General features: G+C 46.7%; 15 protein-coding genes. 2 read left to right on the plus strand and 13 right to left on the minus strand.

Annotated elements, in window-relative coordinates; genetic code table 11:
• Window positions 1–40 precede the first annotated feature (40 nt).
• From HU824_RS03055 to HU824_RS03070, 4 genes are read right to left on the minus strand one after another with little or no spacing between them, the layout of a single operon-like run.
• The gene (locus HU824_RS03055; RefSeq protein WP_176468047.1) at window positions 41–1,516 is read right to left on the minus strand and encodes a PD40 domain-containing protein; all 1,476 of its coding nucleotides are present in this window, start codon (window positions 1,514–1,516) and stop codon (window positions 41–43) included.
• A 3-nt stretch (window positions 1,517–1,519) separates the two neighbouring features.
• Window positions 1,520–2,971, minus strand: a complete 1,452-nt coding sequence (locus HU824_RS03060) for a DUF6057 family protein (RefSeq protein WP_176468048.1) — start codon at window positions 2,969–2,971, stop codon at window positions 1,520–1,522.
• Window positions 2,943–3,557, minus strand: a complete 615-nt coding sequence (locus tag HU824_RS03065) for a DUF4369 domain-containing protein (RefSeq protein WP_176468049.1) — start codon at window positions 3,555–3,557, stop codon at window positions 2,943–2,945. The genes HU824_RS03060 and HU824_RS03065 overlap by 29 nt, the downstream gene beginning before the upstream one ends.
• An 11-nt stretch (window positions 3,558–3,568) precedes the next feature.
• Window positions 3,569–4,690 carry a Rid family hydrolase gene (locus HU824_RS03070; RefSeq protein ID WP_176468050.1) on the minus strand — a complete coding sequence of 374 codons (1,122 nt, stop codon included), beginning with the start codon at window positions 4,688–4,690 and terminating at the stop codon, window positions 3,569–3,571.
• Window positions 4,691–4,826: 136 nt separating this feature from the next.
• On the opposite strand from HU824_RS03070, the gene HU824_RS03075 reads away from it, so the two are divergent.
• Entirely contained in the window at window positions 4,827–6,380 is a 1,554-nt protein-coding gene (locus HU824_RS03075) for an ATP-binding protein (RefSeq protein WP_176468051.1), read from the plus strand.
• A gap of 179 nt (window positions 6,381–6,559) precedes the next feature.
• Here the strand turns inward: HU824_RS03075 and HU824_RS03080 are convergent, their stop codons facing one another.
• A complete protein-coding gene (locus tag HU824_RS03080; RefSeq protein WP_176468052.1) occupies window positions 6,560–7,888 on the minus strand; it encodes a VapE domain-containing protein in 1,329 nt (442 codons plus the stop codon).
• Between the two features lie 358 nt (window positions 7,889–8,246).
• Here HU824_RS03080 and HU824_RS03085 point away from each other — a divergent pair, with 358 nt between their 5' ends.
• Window positions 8,247–8,888, plus strand: coding sequence for an HU family DNA-binding protein (locus HU824_RS03085; RefSeq protein ID WP_151875114.1), 642 nt, complete (start codon window positions 8,247–8,249; stop codon window positions 8,886–8,888).
• A 327-nt stretch (window positions 8,889–9,215) separates the two neighbouring features.
• On the opposite strand, the gene HU824_RS03090 is transcribed toward HU824_RS03085, so the two are convergent.
• From HU824_RS03090 to HU824_RS03125, 8 genes are all read right to left on the minus strand, one after another.
• Complete coding sequence (locus HU824_RS03090; protein ID WP_176468053.1) at window positions 9,216–9,620, minus strand: hypothetical protein; 405 nt, start codon at window positions 9,618–9,620, stop codon at window positions 9,216–9,218.
• 83 nt (window positions 9,621–9,703) lie between these two features.
• Complete coding sequence (locus tag HU824_RS03095; protein ID WP_176468054.1) at window positions 9,704–10,543, minus strand: hypothetical protein; 840 nt, start codon at window positions 10,541–10,543, stop codon at window positions 9,704–9,706.
• A gap of 39 nt (window positions 10,544–10,582) precedes the next feature.
• The gene (locus HU824_RS03100; protein ID WP_176468055.1) at window positions 10,583–12,370 is read right to left on the minus strand and encodes a RagB/SusD family nutrient uptake outer membrane protein; all 1,788 of its coding nucleotides are present in this window, start codon (window positions 12,368–12,370) and stop codon (window positions 10,583–10,585) included.
• A 13-nt stretch (window positions 12,371–12,383) separates the two neighbouring features.
• Window positions 12,384–15,629, minus strand: coding sequence for a TonB-dependent receptor (locus tag HU824_RS03105; RefSeq protein WP_176468056.1), 3,246 nt, complete (start codon window positions 15,627–15,629; stop codon window positions 12,384–12,386).
• A 404-nt stretch (window positions 15,630–16,033) separates the two neighbouring features.
• Window positions 16,034–17,731, minus strand: a complete 1,698-nt coding sequence (locus tag HU824_RS03110) for a glycosyl hydrolase (protein WP_176468057.1) — start codon at window positions 17,729–17,731, stop codon at window positions 16,034–16,036.
• 67 nt (window positions 17,732–17,798) lie between these two features.
• The gene (locus HU824_RS03115) at window positions 17,799–19,784 is read right to left on the minus strand and encodes a hypothetical protein (RefSeq protein ID WP_005825014.1); all 1,986 of its coding nucleotides are present in this window, start codon (window positions 19,782–19,784) and stop codon (window positions 17,799–17,801) included.
• A gap of 21 nt (window positions 19,785–19,805) precedes the next feature.
• Window positions 19,806–21,107 carry a glycan-binding surface protein gene (locus HU824_RS03120; RefSeq protein ID WP_176468058.1) on the minus strand — a complete coding sequence of 434 codons (1,302 nt, stop codon included), beginning with the start codon at window positions 21,105–21,107 and terminating at the stop codon, window positions 19,806–19,808.
• A gap of 16 nt (window positions 21,108–21,123) precedes the next feature.
• Window positions 21,124–22,845, minus strand: coding sequence for a RagB/SusD family nutrient uptake outer membrane protein (locus tag HU824_RS03125; protein ID WP_005825019.1), 1,722 nt, complete (start codon window positions 22,843–22,845; stop codon window positions 21,124–21,126).
• Window positions 22,846–22,851: the final 6 nt, after the last annotated feature.

The raw sequence follows: 22,851 nt of genomic DNA on the forward strand, positions 1-22,851 counted from the left end.
ACTATTTTACAATTTACCATTTGTCACATTGAATATTTTGTCATTTGAATTCCTCTGCCTTCAGTTGCCGGTTTATCCGCTTGATGGAAGAAGCATCAAAAGGAACGGGAGTGGCCGACAAATCGGGGATATTGTAGGATTTCAATGTCAGATCGTCTTTTTCAGGGTCGGACTGAGGTAGCACAAAAGGCTTATGCGCCTTCCCCTCGGCATCCAGATAGGCAAAATAAACCCGCCCGTACTGCCCGTCGCCCCGCTTGCTGGCAAAGGCAAACCAACGGCTGCCTGACGACCAACTGTGATAAGTGTCCGAACGGTTGGAGTTGACCATTGGCAGGGAGTCTACAGTACCCGTCCGCAAATCCATCAGCTGCAACTCCGTCTCCCGGTGCCAGATGGGGAATGTTCCATAATCGGCAACGGTATAGAGCAGGTAGCGTCCGTCCGGTGAGGCTTTCGGATGACACACGGATCCTTTCTCCAGCCGGGCATTCCAAAGGGTATCCACGCGGTCGCCCCAGGTGCCGTGATCGGCATCGAACGCAATGCGGCAAAGCGAATAGCGTAATTGCTGTACGCTGTCCGGCAATGGCACAGTCGGAGCTGAGCAGTAATATATCCATTTCCCATCGGCAGAGAATGTGGGAAAAGTTTCCAGTACGGTGGAATCTGCCGTGAGCGGAGATAGAATCATCCGGTTCCCGTCAAAATCGGCGACAGCCAAATCGGAAACAGTGTCATAGACTTCCAGACGGCGGTTACTTTCCGTATGGAACATAGGGATAATCACATTGGACGAGAACACGCCATACCGCCCACCGGGATGAAAATCACCGTAGACAGCAGCAGATACCATCTGTTCATTCTTCAATGCAAGTTTACGGAGCTTGCCGTCACGGTTCAGGACAGTTCCTCCTCCCTCGCCCCGAAGATGGAACATCGAAAGGTTGCCACTATTTCCTCCGTGCACATGGCAGTTCATGCATTTGCCCTCTGTCCGGCTGTTATCTGCCAAAATACGCTCTTCGAAATTCTCAACGCAACGTTCACGTATCTGCAAGGCATTCCATACTTCATAACCAGGCTCTATCAGGCGGTAACTGACATAAGCGTCAAGCTTGTCCGCCACCACCTGCCATGCAAAGGAAGGATGGCGCAGCCAGCGGCCGTTGGTACGGGCAGTAACAGTCACTTCCAAAACGTGTCCCTTCTCCGCTTCCAACAATGCACGCCAGGCTTTCAAGGGGAACACCGCCTTGCTACCGCGCGCGTTTATCTGCAAGCTGTCCGATGCTCCCTTTACACTCACGCACACCGCATCCACCCCTTCATTCCGCACAAGGAAATTCAAAGGAGCCACATTGTAGGGAATGGTTACATCCTGATATTCCGGATAGAGCACCAATAACCGGTCTGCAGGCTGTACAGACTCCGGACGGGGATTACAACCATATAGGCAGTAGCACAGTAACAGCCCCACAACAACTTGTATATATTTCATATCTATGTTCATCATAAATCACTTCCCCTTTTTCATCGTAGCATAGTGGAAATAAAACCAATATGTTTTTCCGTATTTGGCTTGCAAAGGGGCACCATTACCACCATTCGCCTCGTACAGTCGGGTATAATCGCCAAATTCATCCAATACTTGAGGCGGTATATTCCATTTTTCCACTTCATCCAACGAAGCCTTTTTCCCGGCAAGATAGATAAGTAAACCTTCGGCATACAATCTGGAAGGAAACTTCTTTGCAGCAAACTCCCGATAATCTCCGGCGAAAGCCCCAATATCCTTATTCAGCAAATCAAAACAGAGAAGGTAATCGCATGCCAACGTATTATCAGGATTATTACGTAACAGATGACGAAGTGAAAGCGGAATGTCGGCAGAAGAACGCAAAGTATCCGTTGCAGGCAACAACAACCGCTTCCGTTCCAGCCATTGGCAGACTTCGGCCGTCTGTTTTCCAGGAATACGTCGTTCTGCCCAATCACGGTAACACATTGTCTTTTGCAGGAGACGAAGATATTTCATAGCCGCCGCCTCATCACCGTTCACCAGGTTGATTTCCGCCAAACGCTTGACAGCTCTTGCTCCGGTATGATGCGGAGAAAAAATCATTCCCAGAATGGCAGCATGTTCAGCCATCGTCATATCTCCCAACGCAAACCAGACTTCATTGGCTGCATAAATAGTGAGGTAGGTAGAATGGGGAGCCACGGGCAGAAACAGCCCTTGCGAAGCCGGTTGATAACCATCCATCAGCCGGTCGGGAAGTCGGTTCTGCTGTGCATTCAGCAAATTATAATAATAGGCAGTGAACGGAGAGCGGTATTCACCCTCCGCCAACAGTTGCCGTACTTTTTCCGAACGGCCGAAATACATTTCCGAATCCAAGGCCAAAAGATATTCCCGCCCTAAATCGGGCATATTGTACCATCGTGACGACCAATCGCCACAGCCAAACAGCCAATAGCCGGACAATACCGCCAATATGCTTACCGGTAAGCCCGACTTCCACGAACATCGCATGCAGCTACGACACAACAACAAAACACCTCCGATACCGGTTAAAGCGATTGTGCCGGAAAGCGGATAACTCAATCCGCATTGCCTTCCTGCCTCCCAAGCCACCGCCAACACCGTAGGAATCCAGGCCCAACGTCCCATGTACGGAACCAACAAACGAAACACCACCACTCCCCAAAGCAACAGCACGACAGCCATTATGGCCGGACCACCCCCTTCGTAATAAAAGAATTGAGTGAGGAAATCTCCCGACAGACGTGCCAGAGCCGCCGGATGCCGCAGATACCCAGCCAATGGTTCGGTGGCAAGCAAAAAGAGCTGTGTCTGCTCCCGATGGAACAGATGATAGGGCAATATCCGGAAGAAAAAAAGGAACAACGCCAAAGCACCGATTCCTGCCGCTCCCCATTCAATGTATTTCCTTCTGCAAGCTTTCATCCAACAGTTTTTGTTGTTCTTCTGTCAAGGAGCCACGCACCATCTTCCGCATGAATGCCCCCAACGTATTGTTTCCCTGCTCTTTCAGGAAAAGAAAGTTCGTTTCCTGCTCCTGCATCCTCAAACTGTCACGTATCTGCATCAGATGCAGTGAATCTTTTCCGGTGGCATTCCGCAGTCCCGTCCGGATGAAATGGTAAGCCTCTTGCTTCTTTTCCCTCCCCTCTTTCCATTTCTGAAGGGCATCATTTTGCGGAGTGCCCGTTACCGAGCCGACAGAGTCGGCCTTCACATGTATGGTTCCCGGCTCCGTCACCACCAGCAGTTCCTGGATGTAGATACGCAGCAGATGGCGCAGACGCAACACCCTCATCTCCTCCCCTTGTCCGGAAAAAGAAAAAGAGGCATTGGTTATCTTTACAGAATCCACCCGCCCCGGCGCATTCTCCATCGGCACGAGGTATATCCATTCCCCGTCGTATTTCAACGACGGCAACGTTCCTTCAATCACATAATTCTGTCCGGAATCTCCACAACTTGCCCAAAGAAGGCAACTGATACAGAAAAACAAGATACGTGTTTTCATCCTTATACAGATTAGAGTTTCCTTACCGCCATACACTCCATTTCCACCAGCCACCCCGGACGACAGACAGGAGCCAGCGTAATCACTCTCGGCGTATCGGGAAAGCGTTCGTCAAACATCTCCTTTACTACGGTATAGTCCGCCATATCACGCAGATAGACAATGATATGCCCCACATCTCCAAAGCCGCAGTCAGCCTCTTTCAGCAGAGCTTCCACATTCTCCCACATCCGTTCTGTCTGACGACGTACATCTCCGGCATACATCACTTCCCCCCGGTTGTTGATACTCGCCGTACCGGAAATGAGCACTTGTCGGCGGTCGTCGTAATCCACCGCCGTTCCCCGCTCAAAGCTGACCCCATACTCGTAAGTGGGATTCAAGTGTGTGCGGGCATAGAGATATTTGATTTGTCCGGGCTTTAATCCCGCTACGGCAAAAGCGTCAAGCATCACCAGTGCCTTGGGGTCGGCATGACGCCCGCCGATGCCGGTACTAGCAATGTAGTGCGTATGCTCCGTCAGGTTCTGGGTGACGAACATCTCATTACGTGCCTTGACTACACCGGCATAATTGCAATCCACATTCTGCACAAATATCCAGGTACGCAGGCAATTGTCGGCCAAGGTACACCCCTCTTCCATCAGTTGCATGGCATAGTCGTTGAGCAAAAGACGCATCTGGTATTCCGAATTGGCGGCACGGTTGAAACTGCCTCCCATCCAGAGCTGGCGGTAAGCACCGTGTTTCACTTCATACAGTCCGTTGGGCAGCACTCGTGTCTGCACATCGGTCTGCAGATAGGCCCACAAAGCAATCTTGGTACCATCCAGCGGAGGCTGTTCCACCACAGACAGCGCGCAATCGGAGCTTTCCGCCGTAGCGGCAAGCAACAGTTCCGCCTGGTTGGCGGCATCACTCAGGAAGTATCTTTTAAAAACCGCCACGGCTCCAGACAGTTCGTTTTTCAGTAAAGCGGCATACGCATCCAGCACGGCATTCATCTGCTCGCGATAGGTCTGTTTCGGGTCGGTGGCATGTATCATCACATGGTATTCCGTCACTCCGCCGGTTACAACAAATGCAGCCACTTCCGCCCTGCCCGAAGGATAAGAGTATGATGTGTATTTCATATCATTAACAAGAGATTGTTTCAATCGCAAAGATAAGTTTTTTATCCGACAAGGAGTAGTGAAAATCGCAACTTTCGCTTGTTTTGTTCTTATAAAGAAGTTACTTTTGTAGAAATCTATAAAATATACAGTCATCATGAGCGAAAATATTTATCCCATCGGCATCCAGAACTTCGAGAAGCTGCGCAAAGGCGGCTATTTCTATGTGGACAAGACCGCCTTGGCATATAAGATGGTGAAGACGGGCAGCTACTATTTCCTGAGCCGTCCCCGCCGTTTCGGCAAAAGCCTGCTCATCTCCACGCTCGAAGCCTACTTTCTGGGAAAGAAGGAACTTTTCGAGGGACTGGCCATAGAGAAACTGGAAAAGGATTGGGTGAAGCGTCCTGTACTGCACTTGGACCTGAATATCGGAAAGTACGACACACCGGACAGCTTGGATAAAATCCTGAATGCCGCGTTGTCCGACTGGGAACAGATTTACGATTCCGAACCGTGGGAGAAGTCCCTCAGCCTGCGCTTTGCCGGCATCGTGAAGCGTGCCTACGAACGGACGGGACAGATGGTGGCCATCCTTGTAGACGAATACGACAAGCCCATGCTGCAAGCCATCGGCAACGAGGCATTGCAAAAGGAGTTCCGCGAAACGCTGAAACCTTTCTACGGCGTACTGAAAACGATGGACGGCTGCATCCAGTTTGCCATACTGACGGGCGTCACCAAGTTCGGAAAGGTAAGCGTGTTCAGCGACCTGAACAACCTGAACGACATTTCGATGTGGGATAAGTATATCGACATATGCGGCATCAGCAACCGGGAACTGCATGAGTATCTGGAAGACGAATTACACGCATTTGCCGAAGCCCAAGGCATGACGTATGACAAATTCTGCGACAAGCTGAAGGAGTATTACGACGGTTACCACTTCACCCCCAACTCCATCGGCATCTACAACCCTTTCAGCCTGCTCAATGCCTTTGACCGAAAACAGTTCGGCAGCTACTGGTTCGAGACGGGCACGCCCACTTATTTAGTGAACCTGCTGAAAAAGCATCACTACAACCTGGAACGCATGGCCTACGAGGAGACCGACGCCCAAGTGCTGAACAGCATCGACTCCGAATCCACCAACCCCATTCCGGTGATTTACCAAAGCGGGTACTTGACAATCAAGAACTACGATGAAGAGTTTGGCATCTATAAATTAGGCTTTCCAAACCGTGAGGTAGAAGAAGGTTTTGTCCGCTTCCTGCTGCCGTTCTATGCCAAGACCAACAAGGTAGAAGCACCGTTTGAGATACAGAATTTTGTTCGAGAAATACGTTCAGGCAATTACGACGCCTTCTTCCACCGCCTTCAAAGCTTCTTTGCCGACACCCCCTACGAGCTTGTGCGCGACCAGGAACTTCACTATCAGAATGTGCTCTTTATCGTGTTCAAACTGCTGGGATTCTATGTAAACGTGGAGTATCATACCTCGCAAGGCAGGATAGACCTCGTGCTGAAAACCGACAAGTACATCTACGTCATGGAGTTCAAGCTGGAAGGCACCGCCGAAGAAGCGTTGCGACAAATCAACGAGAAGCATTACGCCTCGCCTTTCGAAGCCGACGGACGGCAACTGTTCAAGATAGGGGTGAACTTCAGCGGACAGACACGCAATATTGAGAAATGGATATGCCAAGATTGAGAAAGGCTTGACATATCATTACATTTTTCAGACAGAAGAACAAAAAGACAAAAGAACATATTTTCTTTCTTTTGTCTTTTTGTTCTTCTGTCTGAATTAATAGGAATCTATGTCAATCCGTAATGAGACTATAAACCGGCTTTCTCTTCCTTCACCCCTTCACCTTTCGCATTATTTCCCTATCGTTCAACCCTTTCCGGTGAAACTTCTTTTTTCCTTCTCACCACCTCGTATACGTTGCCGTACTTCGTATGCCGGCGTTTCAGTCCCGCCCGCAACAGCACCGAGCCGAACTGCACGGGATTGCTGCCACGCATCAGGGCGGGATGCGTTTTTTGCAACTCGTCAAAGATGTCGGCGGCAGTCAGGTCGATGCTCTTCTCTGCCAGAAGCGGGGCACGGAACAAGCTGCGAACCGCCTCCTCGGCAAGGCTGACACGATAGAAAGCCTCGTTGTGCCGTTGCAGTTCCTCCTCCTCCGACTTGGTGAACCAGCTGCGCCGTCCGGCAATGAGTTCCGCTTTCAGTTGGGCGAAAATCCGGTCGTGCTCTATGCCGGTGCAGTCGATGTCGTGCTTCACCTCGATGCAGAGGAAACGCCGGCTCCCCGTGGGGTCGGTCAGCAGGTCGAAGCGGTTGCTGGTGCCGATGAACGAGGCGATACGGGGCAGTTGCCTGAAGTTCTGCTGATAGGCCTTGCGGATGTTGAGCACCGACATCTGCATCAGGTTTTTCAGCAGCGGCATCTTGCTTTCGGCATACTTGTCGAACTCGTCCATATTGAGCAGCCCCATTTCCGCCAGCATCCTTTCGGCTTGTCCCTGCGAGGTCAGTTTCAGGTTGTCGGTGTAGTAGCGTGCCAGCACATCGGGCATCAAGGCACGGCAGAAGCTGGATTTCCGTCGTCCCTGTTCGCGGCTGACAAGCACGGGAGCCACGCTGTTGGCATGCAGCCCGGACACGCCCATCCATTGCGAGGCAAGTCCCAGCATCCAGGTATGGAATCCCCGCACCCAGTGAGGCCGAGAAGAGACGCGGCAGGCAAGCGCAGTCAGCCGGTCCTTGCCGTCCCAGTCGGGCAGTTCGTCCATGTAGAGCAGGAAGGGATGGTAGGCAGGGATGTAAGTGGAATAGACGTACCGGCTCAGGTCCTTGTCCCAGCAAGGAATACCTTCGGCATGGGCTTCGATGCAGAAAGTGTTCAACTCGCGCTTGCCCACGGGGGTGAAGGCGGCAGAGCGTTGTCCGGCGGGGCGGAACTCGGTTTCATCCGTCAGCAGATTATAGCGAAAGTCGTAGCGCGAAGTGAGGAACTCCTCGATGTCGCCGCTCAGTGCAGTCACGGCGCTTGCGGCTTTCGCGCTCCGGCAGCGCTGCTCTTCCCGCTCCTCCCGGTTTCGGTCGGTCGTTTCTTTTTGTACGTGTTTCAGCCTTTCCGAAAAGGCAATCAGCCGGCCCGCCTCCTTCAAGAGTCGGTGCTGCCGCAAAGTCATCAGTTTTTTCTTCATAAGTATTTTTATTAAAATGATTGTTTGGCGGTTCCGGGGAAGGGCATCACCCTTTCTTTCCTCTCGCCTCTTCGCCAAAGTTACTGCCTGCCGAGGGCGTTTTGCAAACCATTCTCCGATTATTCTTCAAAAATCATTCCTGCTGACAAACATACCTATTTATGCTGCGGAACCCTTTATTTTCAGTACCTTTGCAAGGTTCTTTATAAGTGAACGACCCGGGTCGTTCAATCGGCTGACCATGGTCGTCCAATCGAACGGCCCGAGTTGTTCGTTCGGCCGACCGGAGTCGTTCACTTACAGGAAGACACTTCCGAGGGAAGAAACAAATACGTTGAACGCACTAAAACCTATTGATATGGCAATACTATATGACTGGTATGAGAATCCAGGCACCAATGAGGAAGCCCCTGAAGAGAGAGGCCTCCATCCCCGCCCGTTGCTCAACGGGAAAGTAACCATGCGGCAGCTCTACAACCGCGTGCATGCCCGCAGCTCGCTCACGGTGGGCGACGTGATGAACGCGATAGACTGTCTGACGCAAATCTGCGGCGAAGAACTGCGCGACGGGCACGAGGTGCACATCGAAGGGCTGGGCTACTTCGCCCCCACCCTGGAAGCCACACAGAAAGTGACCCGCAGTACCCCGAACAAGCACCTGAAACTCCGGCTGAAGAGCATCAGCTTCCGTCCCGACGTCAGGCTGAAACAAGCGATGACGGGAGTCAGTGCTATCCGCAGCAAATACACCCGCCACTCCCTGAAGCTTTCGGAAGTGGAGATAGACATGAAGCTGAAAGAATACTTTGCCGACCACGACGTGCTGATTCGCAGTGACTTCCAAGCGCTGTGCGGCATGGCACGCACCACCGCAAACGTCCACCTGAAACGGTTGCAGCAAGAGGGCAAGCTGAAGAATGTGGGGAAACCCACGCAACCCATCTACCGGGCCATGCCGGGATACTACGGTGTGTCGCGCGATGCAAAGGCGGGGCGATGAGGGTGGAAAGCGGTTTCACCGGGAAAGCCGATGAACAGGAGGATGGGAGAAGGAGGTGAAGGAGATGCAGGGATAAAAAGAAACATTCTGCGCCCTGACATCAGGGGTAATACAAAAAGGAATGTGAATTGCATCCGAAAAGGCAATAGAGAATGAATGCGAAAAGGCGAATCTCACGACTCGCCTTTTCCTGATTTAACCATTAAACAATTGTACTATTCGGTTAATGCATTTACAATTATCCGATGTTACGGGCGACCAATAAGGTCGGGGGTAACGACAACTGCTTTGGGTTTAAAAATCTTTCATACATTCAGTAAATAGCGATTACTTATTGGAATTATCAATAACTGCAAATCCAACATGACCACTTTTATGAAATGTCACGGTCGAACCAACGCCTACGACACCATCAGCATTCACGACCGCAGAATAACCATCAGCTATAGATTCAACAACATACACTCCACTTGGTATAAAATAGAACCACATACTCATATATGTAACACTTCCGTGCAACATAATACTTTCATCAGTATCCTGATTTAGAAGAGTTATAGATCCACCCGTAAATTCGGGTGTCGAAGTTATTACAACCCTTGCATATCCTTCCGGAGTAGGAAGGTTATTTGCCATTGAATACGGTCCAAAAACCTCATTTGTTTGTTTATTGCCAGCATTTACAGCTAACGCAAACAAAATAAAAGATAGAGTAAAAAATATATTTTTCATTGTACACAGAATTTGTAAGTCAAAAGAGGGAACTATAACATTGTTCCCCCTATATTAGCTTTTAACTACTCAAAAACCGACTTTTACTTGTTGGGAATCTTCTTATAGCAGAAGAACCAACCTTCATAACCATTGGACGAAGGAGCCGCCAACACAAGATGCTCACCATCAGCCTTGATAATCTGATAAGTGTAACAACGTTGGTTGCCATCATTAGGCAATACACCCAACAAAGGCACAGTACCATTGAATTTCATCGTACCGATTCCCCAACCAACTACAGCTTGATCAGTAGTGACCGTAACAGTTCCTTTCTCACCACGACTGGTATTAACACCGCTCAAATTGAGCGAGAACCAAGCACCGGCTCCATCGTTTGGCATGCCTTTCCCCGCAGCTTGCTCATCAATATCAGCTTGATCGGGCGCACCCCACCAACCGGGCGTCGTATCACTTCCCCAAGCACCATTGCCCCAATAGCGAGATTGAGTATCATCCCACGTCCAAGTAGTAGTTCCAAATCCACCATCAACACCAAAAATAGCATCAAAGATAACAGGCAAGTCCGTAAACGTCGTTACATTCAAAGATTTCGCAGAAGACTTTACAACTGTACCATCTTGATTGATAGTAGAAATATAATAACTTACTTCACGTGCAGGAGGCACAACCTGAAAACTAAGATTCTGACTTGTACCTTCAACGACTACCGCATCATTATCTGCAGAACAGACCTTGATATAACGAGCAGTGGACTGCCTGACCGTAATATTGTTGTTACCTTCACTCTTGGCAACCAGCTCAAAGCTATTACTCAAATCGTCGGCAGATACACTACTGTCCATTCCCACTTCTTCGACTATGGGATTGCAAGCCGTAAAGAACAAAGCCAACAACGGAGCTGCTAATAATATTTTTTTCATACTATAAATTGCTTGTTAAAATTAAACATTTAGTCGGCATTATTTCCAACCATTATATTCGCTATCGGCACCTGTCCAACCTTCATTCTGTACAACACTACCTATAGCCACCTGGCTTTCGGGCATTTTCTGGAATCCGGCAGTAGCCTTATAGCGAGTTGCATATCCTCCATTGTGCGCTGTATTTTTATCAGGTATGCCACAATAATAAACCGGCTGGTTAGTTTGTCTTTCCAATGCCTCTACCGCAATATGCCAACGACGGATATCGTTCCAACGGATACCTTCGAGTGCCAGTTCCCAACGACGTTCGTTCTGCAAGGCTTCCAGTGAATATGCAGCAATCGGATCCAAGCCTGCACGCCGACGTACTCGATTAATGCCTGCCACGTCCCCCTTCAACTCACTCTGCATCAGCAGAACATCAGCAAAACGAATGAGCACCAAATCGTGGATATTGTTCAACTGCATATTATTAGCACCTTGATCCCAGCCAACAGCGCCATACATCAGATTCTCAAAACAGCATACATAAGGATTATCACTGACCTTAATGTATTCTTCCTGCGAACCATCATTTACGCATGAGATAGGTGCCCACTTCTTTGCGTAGTAGTCAGTTTCTTGCACAAAGTCGGCCCAACCACCATATGTATAAGAAGATTTCTCAGTCCAATCTTGAATAGTAGCCTCACGACGGACATCCTTACCATCGCGATCGGCACTCTTCCAGTCATCCACTAAATTAGGAGCTACCGGACCAGCTCCCCAACCTTGACCAAAGGGGAATGTGTTTTCATAGGATTGGCCACCACGTACACCCATGTGCAATGCAATTCCATTACCATAACCGATAGTGGTTGACCATGAAGCCAACTTATTGAATTTAATGGCAAACATGGATTCCGGATTTACGGCATTGTCATCCTCTGCCCATTTCAACTCTTGACCTTTCGTATAGTCATAATCTTCCACTGTATAGCGATTCGTATAAGCCCACAAAGAACGGAAATCGTCGACCAACTGATAGCCGGAGTTGTTCACGCAATCGTCTACATAAGCAATCACATTTTCTTTTGTCAACGTAGTCCCGTCGGGCAATGCAACTGAAGACATCGGATTATAAGTAGAGTTGGTAAGGTCAGCCAATGTCTCACCATTCCCATACATACCTGTATAAAACAAGAATATACGGGCTAGCAATGCTTCTGCAGTATATTTATCCACATGACCATCAGTATTGCGAACAGCAGGCATCATCTCAATGGCATCACGCAAATCTTGCAGCATCTGTCCATAAAGAGTTGAAACTTCACCCTGCGTAACCAACTCACCGGAAGGTACAATAACCAAAGGAACATTCCCATACATACTAGCTAAATCAAAGTGATAGTATGCACGAAGAAAAAGTGCCTCCCCCAAAAATTTAGCTTTACTTTCATCACTCATAGCCGTATTTGGCAATGCACTAATCAATGTATTGGCACGGTTAATACCCTGATAACGTAACGTCCAGAAATTATTAGTCATATCAGCGTTATAGTTGGTTATCAAGTCCATAGCCTGCATCAATTTATCATTGGTTCCACCGCCGCCCAAAGCATCATCGCTGGCCAACTGTGCATAATACAAGAACGACTCTTGAGGATAAGCATGTACTGCATTCAGGTTCTGATAAATACCGGCCAAAGCCGCAATACCATCAGCCTCGGACACAGGAAAGTTTTCAGTTGAAAGCTCACCCATATTTTCTACATTATTGATATCACAAGACACAACGCCCAATGCAATACATGCAGAAGTCAATAAATAGGTTATTTTTTTCATACGAGTAATCATTTTAAAATTTAACATTAACACCAAACATATAGGTACGAGGCGTAGGATAATTACCCACATCAACCCCTGTCACCCAAGGCTCATTACCATTGATGGCGCGACCATTTTCCGGATCCATTCCTTTATAACCGGTAATAGTGAAAAGATTCTGTGCTGCTGCATATACACGCAGTTGCTGGAACGGACAGCTCTTCCACAATCTCTTGAAATCATAACCTATTGTCAAATTTTGCAAACGAAAATAATCAGCGTCTTCTACATAAATATCGGAAATGGACTGCCAGTTCACACCTTCATTCATACGGGCTATCAAAGGATACTTATTGGAAGTTCCTTCACCATGCCAATAGTTGTACACCTCAGTTGTATAGTTTTCCTGCTCACCGTCAGTAAATTTACGGTAAGAACGGGCAACCTGCTGACCCAAAGCCGCAAAGCCGGTAACAGACAAATCAAATCCCTTATAACCGAAGTTCAGGCTAAGTCCCATTGTCACATCAGGATGAGGATTACCAAGTTCCGTCTTATCTTCCGCATTGATTATGCCATCTCCATTTACATCTACAAACTTCAAATCACCCGGTTTCAGCGTATTGCCTTGCAAAGAGTTAGCAGCACTACCATCTTTCAATGTTGCAACATAAGCCTCCAAATCTGTTTGGTTCTGAATAACTCCGTCCGTCTTATATCCCCAGAAATAACCGATGGGATGTCCCTCTTCAAAACGAGCCATATAGCCAGTACCTTGAGAAAGGAGGTCATTACCGCCGTTATTGTATTTACGGGTACTGTTGACTTCAGTCACTTCATTCTTATTGTATGCCATGTTCCAGTTTACGCCATACGTAAAGTCTTTGCCAATACGATCATTCCAATTCAATGCAAGTTCCACACCACGGTTACGAACCGTACCTGCATTCTTCAGTTGCTCTGAGAAACCGGTAGTAGGGGTTACGGGAACTTTCAACAGCAAATCTTTAGTTTTCTTCTCATACCAATCGAAAGTAACTCCCAGACGACCACTCAAGAAACGTGCATCAATACCGATATTGGTTTGTTCTGAAGTTTCCCATGTAATCTCCTCATTGGCCAAACGGGCAGGAGAGGCACCGGAAGTGTAACCATCCTTATTATTTCCGAATGAATAGTTACTATAAGCATCATAAGCGAAAGTAGCCTGGTAAGCAAAGGCATCAACGGCATTCTTATTACCGTTCTGTCCCCAACCGGCACGAACTTTCAAAAATTCAAGCCAATTCTGTGTACTTTCCATGAACTTTTCGTTTGTCACTACCCAACCAGCCGAGAATGAAGGAAAATACCCCCAACGTTTGCCTGGCGCAAACACAGATGAGCCATCGGCACGAATGATAGCCGATATCATATACGTTTCATTAAAGTTATAATTCAAACGGCCAAAATAGGACATTCCACGAGTATCACCATAAGGTTTTCCTGAAACCGTAGCTTTTCCTGTATTGTTCTTGACAAAGGACATATAAGCATGATCCAAGTCACCGAACACGGAATTCGTAGCTGTCGCATTCAGAGTAAATCCATAATCCGGACGAGATTCACCATATTCAGTACCCACCAATACATCGAAATCATGCTTGGCTATGTTGAATTTATAGTTAATGGTATTTGTTGTACTCCATCCCCAGCCCAAACCAGTATTATTGGTTGTCTGGTCTATCGTGCGGCTATCACCCTGATCATTCAATTTATAAACCGGCAAATAAGTCCGCCATGACCAAGAACTTTGATTATAATTCACCTGACCGCGATACGTCAAATTCTTAATAGGTTGAATCTCCAACCATCCACTAAGGTTGAAACCAAAACTTGCACTCTTGTTATTCGCACTCTGCCCATTCATCATAGAAGCAATGGGGTTAGTGGTATATGAATTATAATTAAACCAGCCTTCAGTACCTGAATTCTTCAAATCTTCATAACCGAAATATTCACCATCCTCATTATAGATAGGAACCAACGGATTGGCACGCAACATATTTGAAAGCATGTTACCATATTGATTACCATTATCTAGACCTTGATTCTGTTTGTGTTGGAAATAAAGATTTTCGCCGACTTTTACCACGTCAAGACCAGCATCATTGCGATAAACCACGTGTTCTGAATTCATACGTACTGTGAAACGGCGATAATCCGACTTAGCCATATTGCCGAACACACCATCTTGATATTGATAACCAAGACCGGTAGAGAATTTCGTACGATCCGTACCACTGGTAATATTCAACGCATGATTTGTAGTTACTGCATTTTTATTTCGTAAAGCTTCCATGAAATTGGAGCCTTCATTCGAACCATTCCTATAAGCAGTCAACAAATCCGCATCTATGAAACGTGCCCAATCATGAGGCTCAACACCACTGTTAAAACGCACCATATCTTGCACTTCCATATATTGCTTAGCAGTCAGCAAATCTGGCATTCTATAAACATTCTGCCAACCGATGTTTCCATCATAACTAATTTGAATCTTACCTTCCTTACCTTGCTTCGTTGTTACCAAAATAACACCATTGGCAGCAGCAGAACCGTAAATTGCACAAGAAGCTGCATCTTTCAACACGTCAATACGCTCAATATCTGCCGGATTTAGATTATTGATATCACCACTCACACCATCAATAATATAAAGTGGTTTTGTATCACCATTTGTGCCGGCACCACGAATCGTAACTTTAAATCCATCACCCGGCTGACCGGAAACGGCCTGAATATTTACACCCGGAGACTGGCTCTGCAAAGCACCCAATGCCTGCGTAGTATTTAATTTTGCGATGTCTTCGCCTTTTACCTCCACAGTAGCACCTGTCACCAGTTTCTTCTTCTGTACACCGTAACCCACTACTACGACTTCATCCAGCAATTCAGCATCTTCCTTCAGCTGAATCTTGAAATTGGTCTGGTTACCTACCACGATTTCTTGCGGCTGATAACCGATAAAAGACACTACAATCGTGGCTCCCGGCTGAACATTCAATGTAAAATTACCGTCAATGTCAGTAATGACACCATTTGTGGTGCCCTTTTCCAACACATTGGCACCGATAACCGGTCCCATTGCATCTGTTACAGTACCTGTGATTTTTTTTGCTTGCTGCACAGCATCTATTGCATCGACCGATGCGGCGAAAAGTTGCGGAGTATAAGTCAGGCTGACAGCCGAACAGATACCCACGAGCAGCGCGGTTTTTCTGAAATTCAAATTCATACTTGTATTTTTCTTAGATTAATGAATTGGTATCGCCTGGCGGCATCTACCGTTTAATATAAGGTTAAACTTCTCTTTTTGAGGAAAAATTAGATATACCTTATTCTATAAAGTGGTTGGTATACATATCACTCCTTTCTCATAGGCATTTTTCATTTCATTAGCGGTTAAACATTATATGATTATTATCAAATTTTAATTAGGCTTGACAAAAGTAGACTTTTAGCAGCAAACATTATAATACTATTTTATCAAATAACGGCACTCATTTAACATCCATTACTATTTTTCCTAAAAAGTATAAAGCATGAATTCCATAACCAACAACTAAAAGCTATAAAAGACAGAAAGGGTTGCCCCGATACTAACCAGAGACAACCCTTCCCATTTTATTATTAAAAATGCTATTCCATAGAAGGAAGATCTTCACGGGAAACAACAAATTCCTGGCTCATAGCATCCTTCCACCATGCTTCATCAGCATGGACTACCGGGCTACCATCCTCATTTGTCCCGTCATACCACGGCATGAACCAACTCCAACGTGCACCAGATGCCCATTGTTCGGAAATAAGTCCGACCGTACCACATTCACTCAGCGAAACAATCTTGTTTCCATAATTTTCGGCAATGGAAGTATATTCTGAAACACAATCTGCAGTTTCCTTATTATAAACATCACGTCCCACGATGTCTACATATTGATCTCCCGGATACCAATCGGCATCATTGCCCTCGGTAGTCCAAACCCAGATAAGATTATCCAATCCTTCAGTCTTGAAGTAATTGAACATAGCAATCCACAGAGATTTAAAGCTGGCAGCATCCTTACCCCACCAGAACCAGCCACCGGCTGCCTCGTGGAATGGACGCCACAATACCGGAATATCCGCATCTCTCAATAGCTTCAAGTAAGCGGCAGCATTTTTCAAATCTTCGGTAAACACCTTGTTTTCCCAAGTGCCTTCCACTGTGGCATTGGTAGCATCAAACTCCGTATCTGCCTTATAAAAGGCATAATCCTTATTCGGGTCGAGAGCTGTACCGTTATTTTCAAGATAAACAGCAACTGCTGTATAATCATGTCCACCAATGATGAGACCACCTTCTTGCAGGGATTTCAAAACATCTTCGGTAATCACCAATGTATAGTCCCTGGATATGTCAAAATAATCAGTTCCTGAAGCAATCTCGCTCCAACCACTGTTTTTGAACGAACCTTGTGCACCCGCTGCCACATCCTTCACAGCCACGCGTATCACCTGACCCACTTGTGCATCAGCAAAGACAGCTTTTGCAGCATCATCCGTCATCTGTACATTTCCACTCCAATCACCCGGCATTACTGTCTCTCCTTCCCATATTTGGGTAGAAGAAGCTTCGCCTACAACTTTCTTGGGTACATTCCAATGCCACATGGCAGCTACGATGCCACCTTTGTCAGACCAATCCTTAACAGGAGTAATGTCACCGTAATTAATCCAGTCTGCTCCAGCTACAGATGCCGGCAGATGAACATAGTCGAAACAGTTGATAGCCGGATATTTTCCAGTCCATCCATACACCTTTTCGGACATTTCCGTATTCCAGGCAACATTGGCCATCATAGCTGAAAGTGTCTTCGTCTCGAAGTTATCCAATAGATAATTGTACAGTTTCACAGCTTTGGCCGAACTAGCGGCAACCAGTGCCTTGTCCAAAGCGACAGTAGAGAACTGAACCGATACAGCCGGAGCAGGCATCTGGTTCGGTCCGGTTACTATTCCCTCGGGGATAGAGAGAGAACAAGCCGTCTCTCTCCCGGGAACATTCACTTTTACAGTCAGTATATTGCTTGCGCCAAGTACATCGGCACTTATCAGTTCACCACCGGTAAACTTGATTTCGCTCAGATTGTCTGTTGCAAAGAATATATTCTTGTCATATTTCACCTCAATAGTGATTTCTCCCGTTTTCACTTTGGCTGCTCCACTTTCAGGAGTAGTAGACACCAATACCGGTGCATCCACTGCTGGGATATCATGATCGACATCAGTATCGCAGGAGGCAAAAGTAAAAGCTGCTATCAACGAAAGCATCCATTTTATATTCAGTTTCTTCATCTTAATTATGATTTTATTTCATTCTTAATCAGGGCATCCATAGTCACATTCTTCAAGCCACAATTCATCAATTTACAATCGTTATTTTTGTAAACGTCAAATCACTGCCCTGAATAATGATACCTACATTTGTCTGGTCTTCACAATCTCCTTGTTTAGCTTGAATATTATCAAGTATCTCCTGAGTCAACGTCAACTCCATCACACGGCTCTCGAAACTCCAGCCGTAAATGTCTGTCGGTACCATAGTCGTATCAAACAAAGAGAAAGCTATGCCACTCCAATCGCCATAGTTAAACTGAGCCTGTGCCCAAGTCTGGTCTTTCTGATCAAAATAGACTTTCATGACAGTGCCTGCCGTTACCTTGGCAAAAGATACAGCCGGTACCAACACACGTCCTCCATCACCCCAACTAATATCGAGCGGACCAGCCCAAACTGTTTCTTCATTGGCAACTACAAGAACATCATAAGCAATTTCACCATTTGAAGAAATCAGTTTTAGGCTATAAGTTCCATCCAGCTCAGCCGGTACATTCAACATCAATACCCCTTTAGCTGCATCATTGATATACTGAACAGCAGCCTCATTCAGCAATACATTTGTCAGCTTATCAGCATTAACAATCTCAAGTTCCACAATTCGTCCCCGAACCAATTTGTCAGGCAATGCCGGCAAATAGGCACATACCGGTTTCTCTATTGTCAAAGACGGTGCTTCCACAGATTCACCATTGGCCATCTTCAAGAGTAAGGCCCCGGTTTCAGCAGTTGTGGGTACAGTCAAGGAAATGGCAGTAGCGGTGGCATCGGATACGGTAACCTCCACATTACCACTGAATACAACAGCCGAAACTACATCCATATTTACTCCTTTGACAGTCAAAGCCTCTCCTGCCGGGACCGTCGCCGCACTATAAGAAATGTTTTCCGGCTTTGCCGTTGCAATAGATACGGCAGTTGCTTTTCCACTATTTGTATTCAATTGCAAATCACCACTAATAGCCGCAGCCGGCATCAAGACCTTTATTTCAGTCGAGTTTTGTGATTCCAATCCTACTGCTTCTTCTACACCAGGGAACGTTACATCAGTCACCAAATCCATATTGGTACCTTTCAAGGTAATCATATCTCCACCACGCAAGTTCACAGCAGGAACAGCCACTACGTTCGAAGGCGTAGCTACTACAACAGTAGCAACCACAACTTTTACATCCGAAGCAGGAAGTACCGTAACTTCTCCGTCCGAGACATTATCCGGCAATGTAAAAGTAAGTTCATCTCCTTCGGAAGAGGCAGTCATCGTAAATTCAACTTCATCCCCATTCGGCATCTGCACTTTCTTCACCAAATCAAAGTTTTCACCAGAAACTCGAATGACATCCCCCGGCTTCTTATCTACCAGGTCGAGTGGAGCCTCTACCGATGGCAAAGTAACCTCCAGTTCCCCTTCAGAATAAATCCAATTGGGGATTTCAGCTCCATCAGACAAGATGAACTTACCGGTCTGAGCAGAATCAGGAACAATAACTTTAATCTCCTGACGGCTTTGACTGACAAACTCATCAGCAGGCACTGTTACCTCGTCAGCAAATATCACTTCTTTAATCAAATTCAAATATTCACCAGTAATGGTCAATTCACTACCAGGCTTTACTTCTGCCGGTGCAAAAGCCTCCAAAGCAATCGGCTCCGTAAATGTCAACTCGGTTTTTGTTGTAATATCCCCTTTCGGAGTCTTCAAGACAACCAACCCCGGCTGGGCTGTCTGAGGTACAGTGACACGGATTTCCGTATCACTGACTACTTCGATGTCTGTTATATCGTCGCAACCGGGAATAGCGACCGCAGTCACTTTATCCATGCCACTGCCTAGGAAACGGAGTACACCGCCGCGGGATACGGGACTCGGTCCGAATACATTCAGACTGATTCCCCCTTTATATTGGTTGGTATCTTCATCATCCCCATTGTCGCAGGCCGTAAACGTCAAGCAACTGAAGAGCATCAGGCACATCATCCACAGTGCCGGAAATTTATATGTTTTATTCATATCAGTATTCTATTTAAAAGGTTATTCAATAGGTACCACACGGATGTTGTCAATCATAATCACCGGATTGCAATCCTTACCTTCCACACCACCTGCCCAGACAAAGAGTGTCAATCCGGTCAGCATAGTCTTGTCAAAAGTTCTATCACACTTATTACCTTCATGCGTCTTGTTGAACTCGGACAGATTCATGGAAACGGTTGTCCATTTACCACCCGTATCATACGAACCCGTATTCTTCCAAGGCAACCACAAACCACGCGGCACATTCGTATCACTAAAATAAGCATTAGTTCCCGTCGCATAAGTCACCACATCATTACCCGTAAACATCACTTGTAGAGCGCAAGACTGCCACGGATTGGAAGAAGGAATATTCACCTCGAATTTCAGTTGCAAGCCATTGACGCCATACTCCTCGAGCAGTTCTGCAAACTCAGGACGTGCAGAAAGTTCGGGATAACCGGCAGACGGTTCCGGCCAATAGTTGAACGAGAACTCATCTTCTGCCCAAGTAGCTCCGATAGCACCGTCAAGTGCTCCGGTGAGACAGATATAAGCACCGTCAATACTGTTTTCATCGGCTTCTCTCAACACCTTGCTACCATCGCGCCAACCGTGGGCAATAGCCATACCGCCATGAGAACCGTCCCAGTCAAAGAGAATGTTACGTGTATCATAATAGCGGAACTTGGAACGTCCGGTACCATAAATGGACTTCACGTTGATATAGCCTGCAGGAGCATTGTCAGGAAGAATAAAGCTGACCGCAGTCTTGGTTATGTTCGTAATATTAGTCACTTCCACATTACCGGCCATCGTAATGGTCAGCGGCACATTCGGGTCATCAATGAAATAGTCACCAATCAGTGTCACCTCACTACCCGGCTTTGCAAACTCACAAGAAATGGAGTTCACGGTAGGAGCCGGAACCAACACCTTGAAATCATAATCTATGGTATCCTTTGCTTTGGTCACCATATAAATCTTATCAGTCACTACCGAAGGAATCTCTTTCGGAACATCTACCATAAGTGTATGGTCAGTGATGTAACTGGTATTAAGTATCGCCTTCTGGTCATTGAAATAGAGCTCGTAAACACTCCGCAGATTCTCACCGACCAGACAAATCGTATTCGCCATATAAGCCCCCGTCAGCAAAGAGTCTGCCGCTGCCGGATCAGGGACACGAACATATTTCAAGGTAGGCTTTCCCCCTGCCACTTCATATTTATCCGGTTCATCCTCACAAGCCGCCATGGAAAAGCCTGCTACAACAACAGCTGCCGCGAAGAACCAATTCGTATATCTATTATTTTTCATCTTTTCAAGCATTAAATTAATAACTGAATTCAGAACGTACATCTACGTGTACCGGGTCTTTCATCAAATTAGGATTGAACACCACGTCTTCTGTCGGGAACGGCAATGTAAAGCTGGAGACTGTCACATTCGGCGCCTTTGCATCCGGATTGTAACGGGTCTCGTCCGGATTCACCGTCCAACTGCCGTTTTCATAATAAGCCTTATAAGTAGTACCCAGACTATAATAAACATCACGGCGCTGTGCCTTCAGCTCATTGATAGCACGCTGGGAATCATAATATGCCAAACGTACATAATCATACCAACGGTCGCCTTCGCAAGCCAGTTCCAGCCGGCGTTCCTTCCAGACGTCCTCCCAAGTAATGGAGGTTTTCGGAGTAACTCCCGGAATGGCACGGCCACGTACTGCATTGAAAGCATCCAGTGCACTCTGGTCTGTAGTAGAGGTAGCCAGTCCCATTTTCGCCTCGGCATATACCAGATAGATATCGGACAGGCGCAGGATATGGGTTGCCAGGCCGCTGTACATATTACCAGCCGATACGCCCAAGCCCAATACATGGTCATTATTGTTACCATAGAGATGCTTCACGTGATTGGCACCGGTAGGAGACTGGTAATCGCCATTAGGTCCTCCCTTACCATATTCGGCATCATAAATAAACCGCAGATAATCAAATCCGCCCTTGTCCTGCCAGAAATAATCGTATACATCACCTGCCATCATCATAGTAGCCTTACGACGGGTATCCGTATCCGAACGCGTCTCAGGACTTTCCAAAGCGGAAATTCCAAATGCATCCTGCAAATCAACCGACGGACCTGCATAGCCACCCCAGCAATCACCAAATTCATCGAATCCCACCATTGCCAAGTCCGACTGCAACGTATTCTGCTGTGTCCAGGGGTCACGTCCTGCCGACCAGTGCCAGGAGAAGAGACACTCTTCATTCTTGTTGTTTGCCAAACGGAAAACATCGGAATAGTTAGCCAGCAAGTTACGGCCGGAATTATTAATTACATCCTTGGAATATTCTGCCGCTTTCGCCAAATCATCCGCATTGCGGGTACCGGAAAGGCCACTCTTAGTCAGATACACCTTAGCCAAAAGACCTTCGGCACAATAGCGGTCAATACGTCCCGTTTCACCTCTGGCCGGAAGCAACTCCATAGCTTTCTCCAGAGTCATAATGATATATTCGTACACATCTGCTGCCTCCACTTTGAATTTGGAGTTATAATTACCGGAATTCAATTCGTCCGTATTATCATGGATAATGGGTACTGCGCCAAAACTACGTACCAAATAGAAGTAAGCCATGGCTTTCCATGCCAGACACTCGCCCATACACTGATTTTTCACTGCTTCTGACGCATTTGCCGTCTTCAAACGAGTATATACAGTATTGGCATGGCCAATCACTGCCCATAGAGAATAGGACATGTTCACAAGGTTTTCATCCGTACCATTCACCGTAAAATTCAAGTAAGGGCTGTTTCCCTCGTATACGTTTCCAGACAAGATTTCACCGACTTTAATAAAACCGCGCTGAAAGTCATACCAAGGTGAGTTATAAAGATAATTAACCCCCTGCACACATTGTTCGTCATTCTGATAGAAGTTCGATTCGTTATAATTGTCTTCGGTAGGACGGTTCAGGAAATCCTCGCATGAAACTGTTCCCATACCGAGTACAGCTGCAAACGCCCAATATTTAATATATCTGATTTTCATGTTTTC

Source organism: Bacteroides sp. L10-4 (assembly GCF_013373675.1).
In the GTDB taxonomy this organism is placed as follows: Bacteria; Bacteroidota; Bacteroidia; order Bacteroidales; family Bacteroidaceae; genus Bacteroides; species Bacteroides muris.

What these genes read in the sequence shown, in the direction of transcription:
- HU824_RS03055 (WP_176468047.1), bottom strand. Translation starts at nt 1,516, where the DNA reads ATGATGAACATAGATATGAAATATATACAAGTTGTTGTGGGGCTGTTA.
- HU824_RS03060 (WP_176468048.1), bottom strand. Translation starts at nt 2,971, where the DNA reads ATGAAAGCTTGCAGAAGGAAATACATTGAATGGGGAGCGGCAGGAATC.
- HU824_RS03065 (WP_176468049.1), bottom strand. Translation starts at nt 3,557, where the DNA reads ATGAAAACACGTATCTTGTTTTTCTGTATCAGTTGCCTTCTTTGGGCA.
- HU824_RS03070 (WP_176468050.1), bottom strand. Translation starts at nt 4,690, where the DNA reads ATGAAATACACATCATACTCTTATCCTTCGGGCAGGGCGGAAGTGGCT.
- HU824_RS03075 (WP_176468051.1), top strand. Translation starts at nt 4,827, where the DNA reads ATGAGCGAAAATATTTATCCCATCGGCATCCAGAACTTCGAGAAGCTG.
- HU824_RS03080 (WP_176468052.1), bottom strand. Translation starts at nt 7,888, where the DNA reads ATGAAGAAAAAACTGATGACTTTGCGGCAGCACCGACTCTTGAAGGAG.
- HU824_RS03085 (WP_151875114.1), top strand. Translation starts at nt 8,247, where the DNA reads ATGGCAATACTATATGACTGGTATGAGAATCCAGGCACCAATGAGGAA.
- HU824_RS03090 (WP_176468053.1), bottom strand. Translation starts at nt 9,620, where the DNA reads ATGAAAAATATATTTTTTACTCTATCTTTTATTTTGTTTGCGTTAGCT.
- HU824_RS03095 (WP_176468054.1), bottom strand. Translation starts at nt 10,543, where the DNA reads ATGAAAAAAATATTATTAGCAGCTCCGTTGTTGGCTTTGTTCTTTACG.
- HU824_RS03100 (WP_176468055.1), bottom strand. Translation starts at nt 12,370, where the DNA reads ATGAAAAAAATAACCTATTTATTGACTTCTGCATGTATTGCATTGGGC.
- HU824_RS03105 (WP_176468056.1), bottom strand. Translation starts at nt 15,629, where the DNA reads ATGAATTTGAATTTCAGAAAAACCGCGCTGCTCGTGGGTATCTGTTCG.
- HU824_RS03110 (WP_176468057.1), bottom strand. Translation starts at nt 17,731, where the DNA reads ATGAAGAAACTGAATATAAAATGGATGCTTTCGTTGATAGCAGCTTTT.
- HU824_RS03115 (WP_005825014.1), bottom strand. Translation starts at nt 19,784, where the DNA reads ATGAATAAAACATATAAATTTCCGGCACTGTGGATGATGTGCCTGATG.
- HU824_RS03120 (WP_176468058.1), bottom strand. Translation starts at nt 21,107, where the DNA reads ATGAAAAATAATAGATATACGAATTGGTTCTTCGCGGCAGCTGTTGTT.
- HU824_RS03125 (WP_005825019.1), bottom strand. Translation starts at nt 22,845, where the DNA reads ATGAAAATCAGATATATTAAATATTGGGCGTTTGCAGCTGTACTCGGT.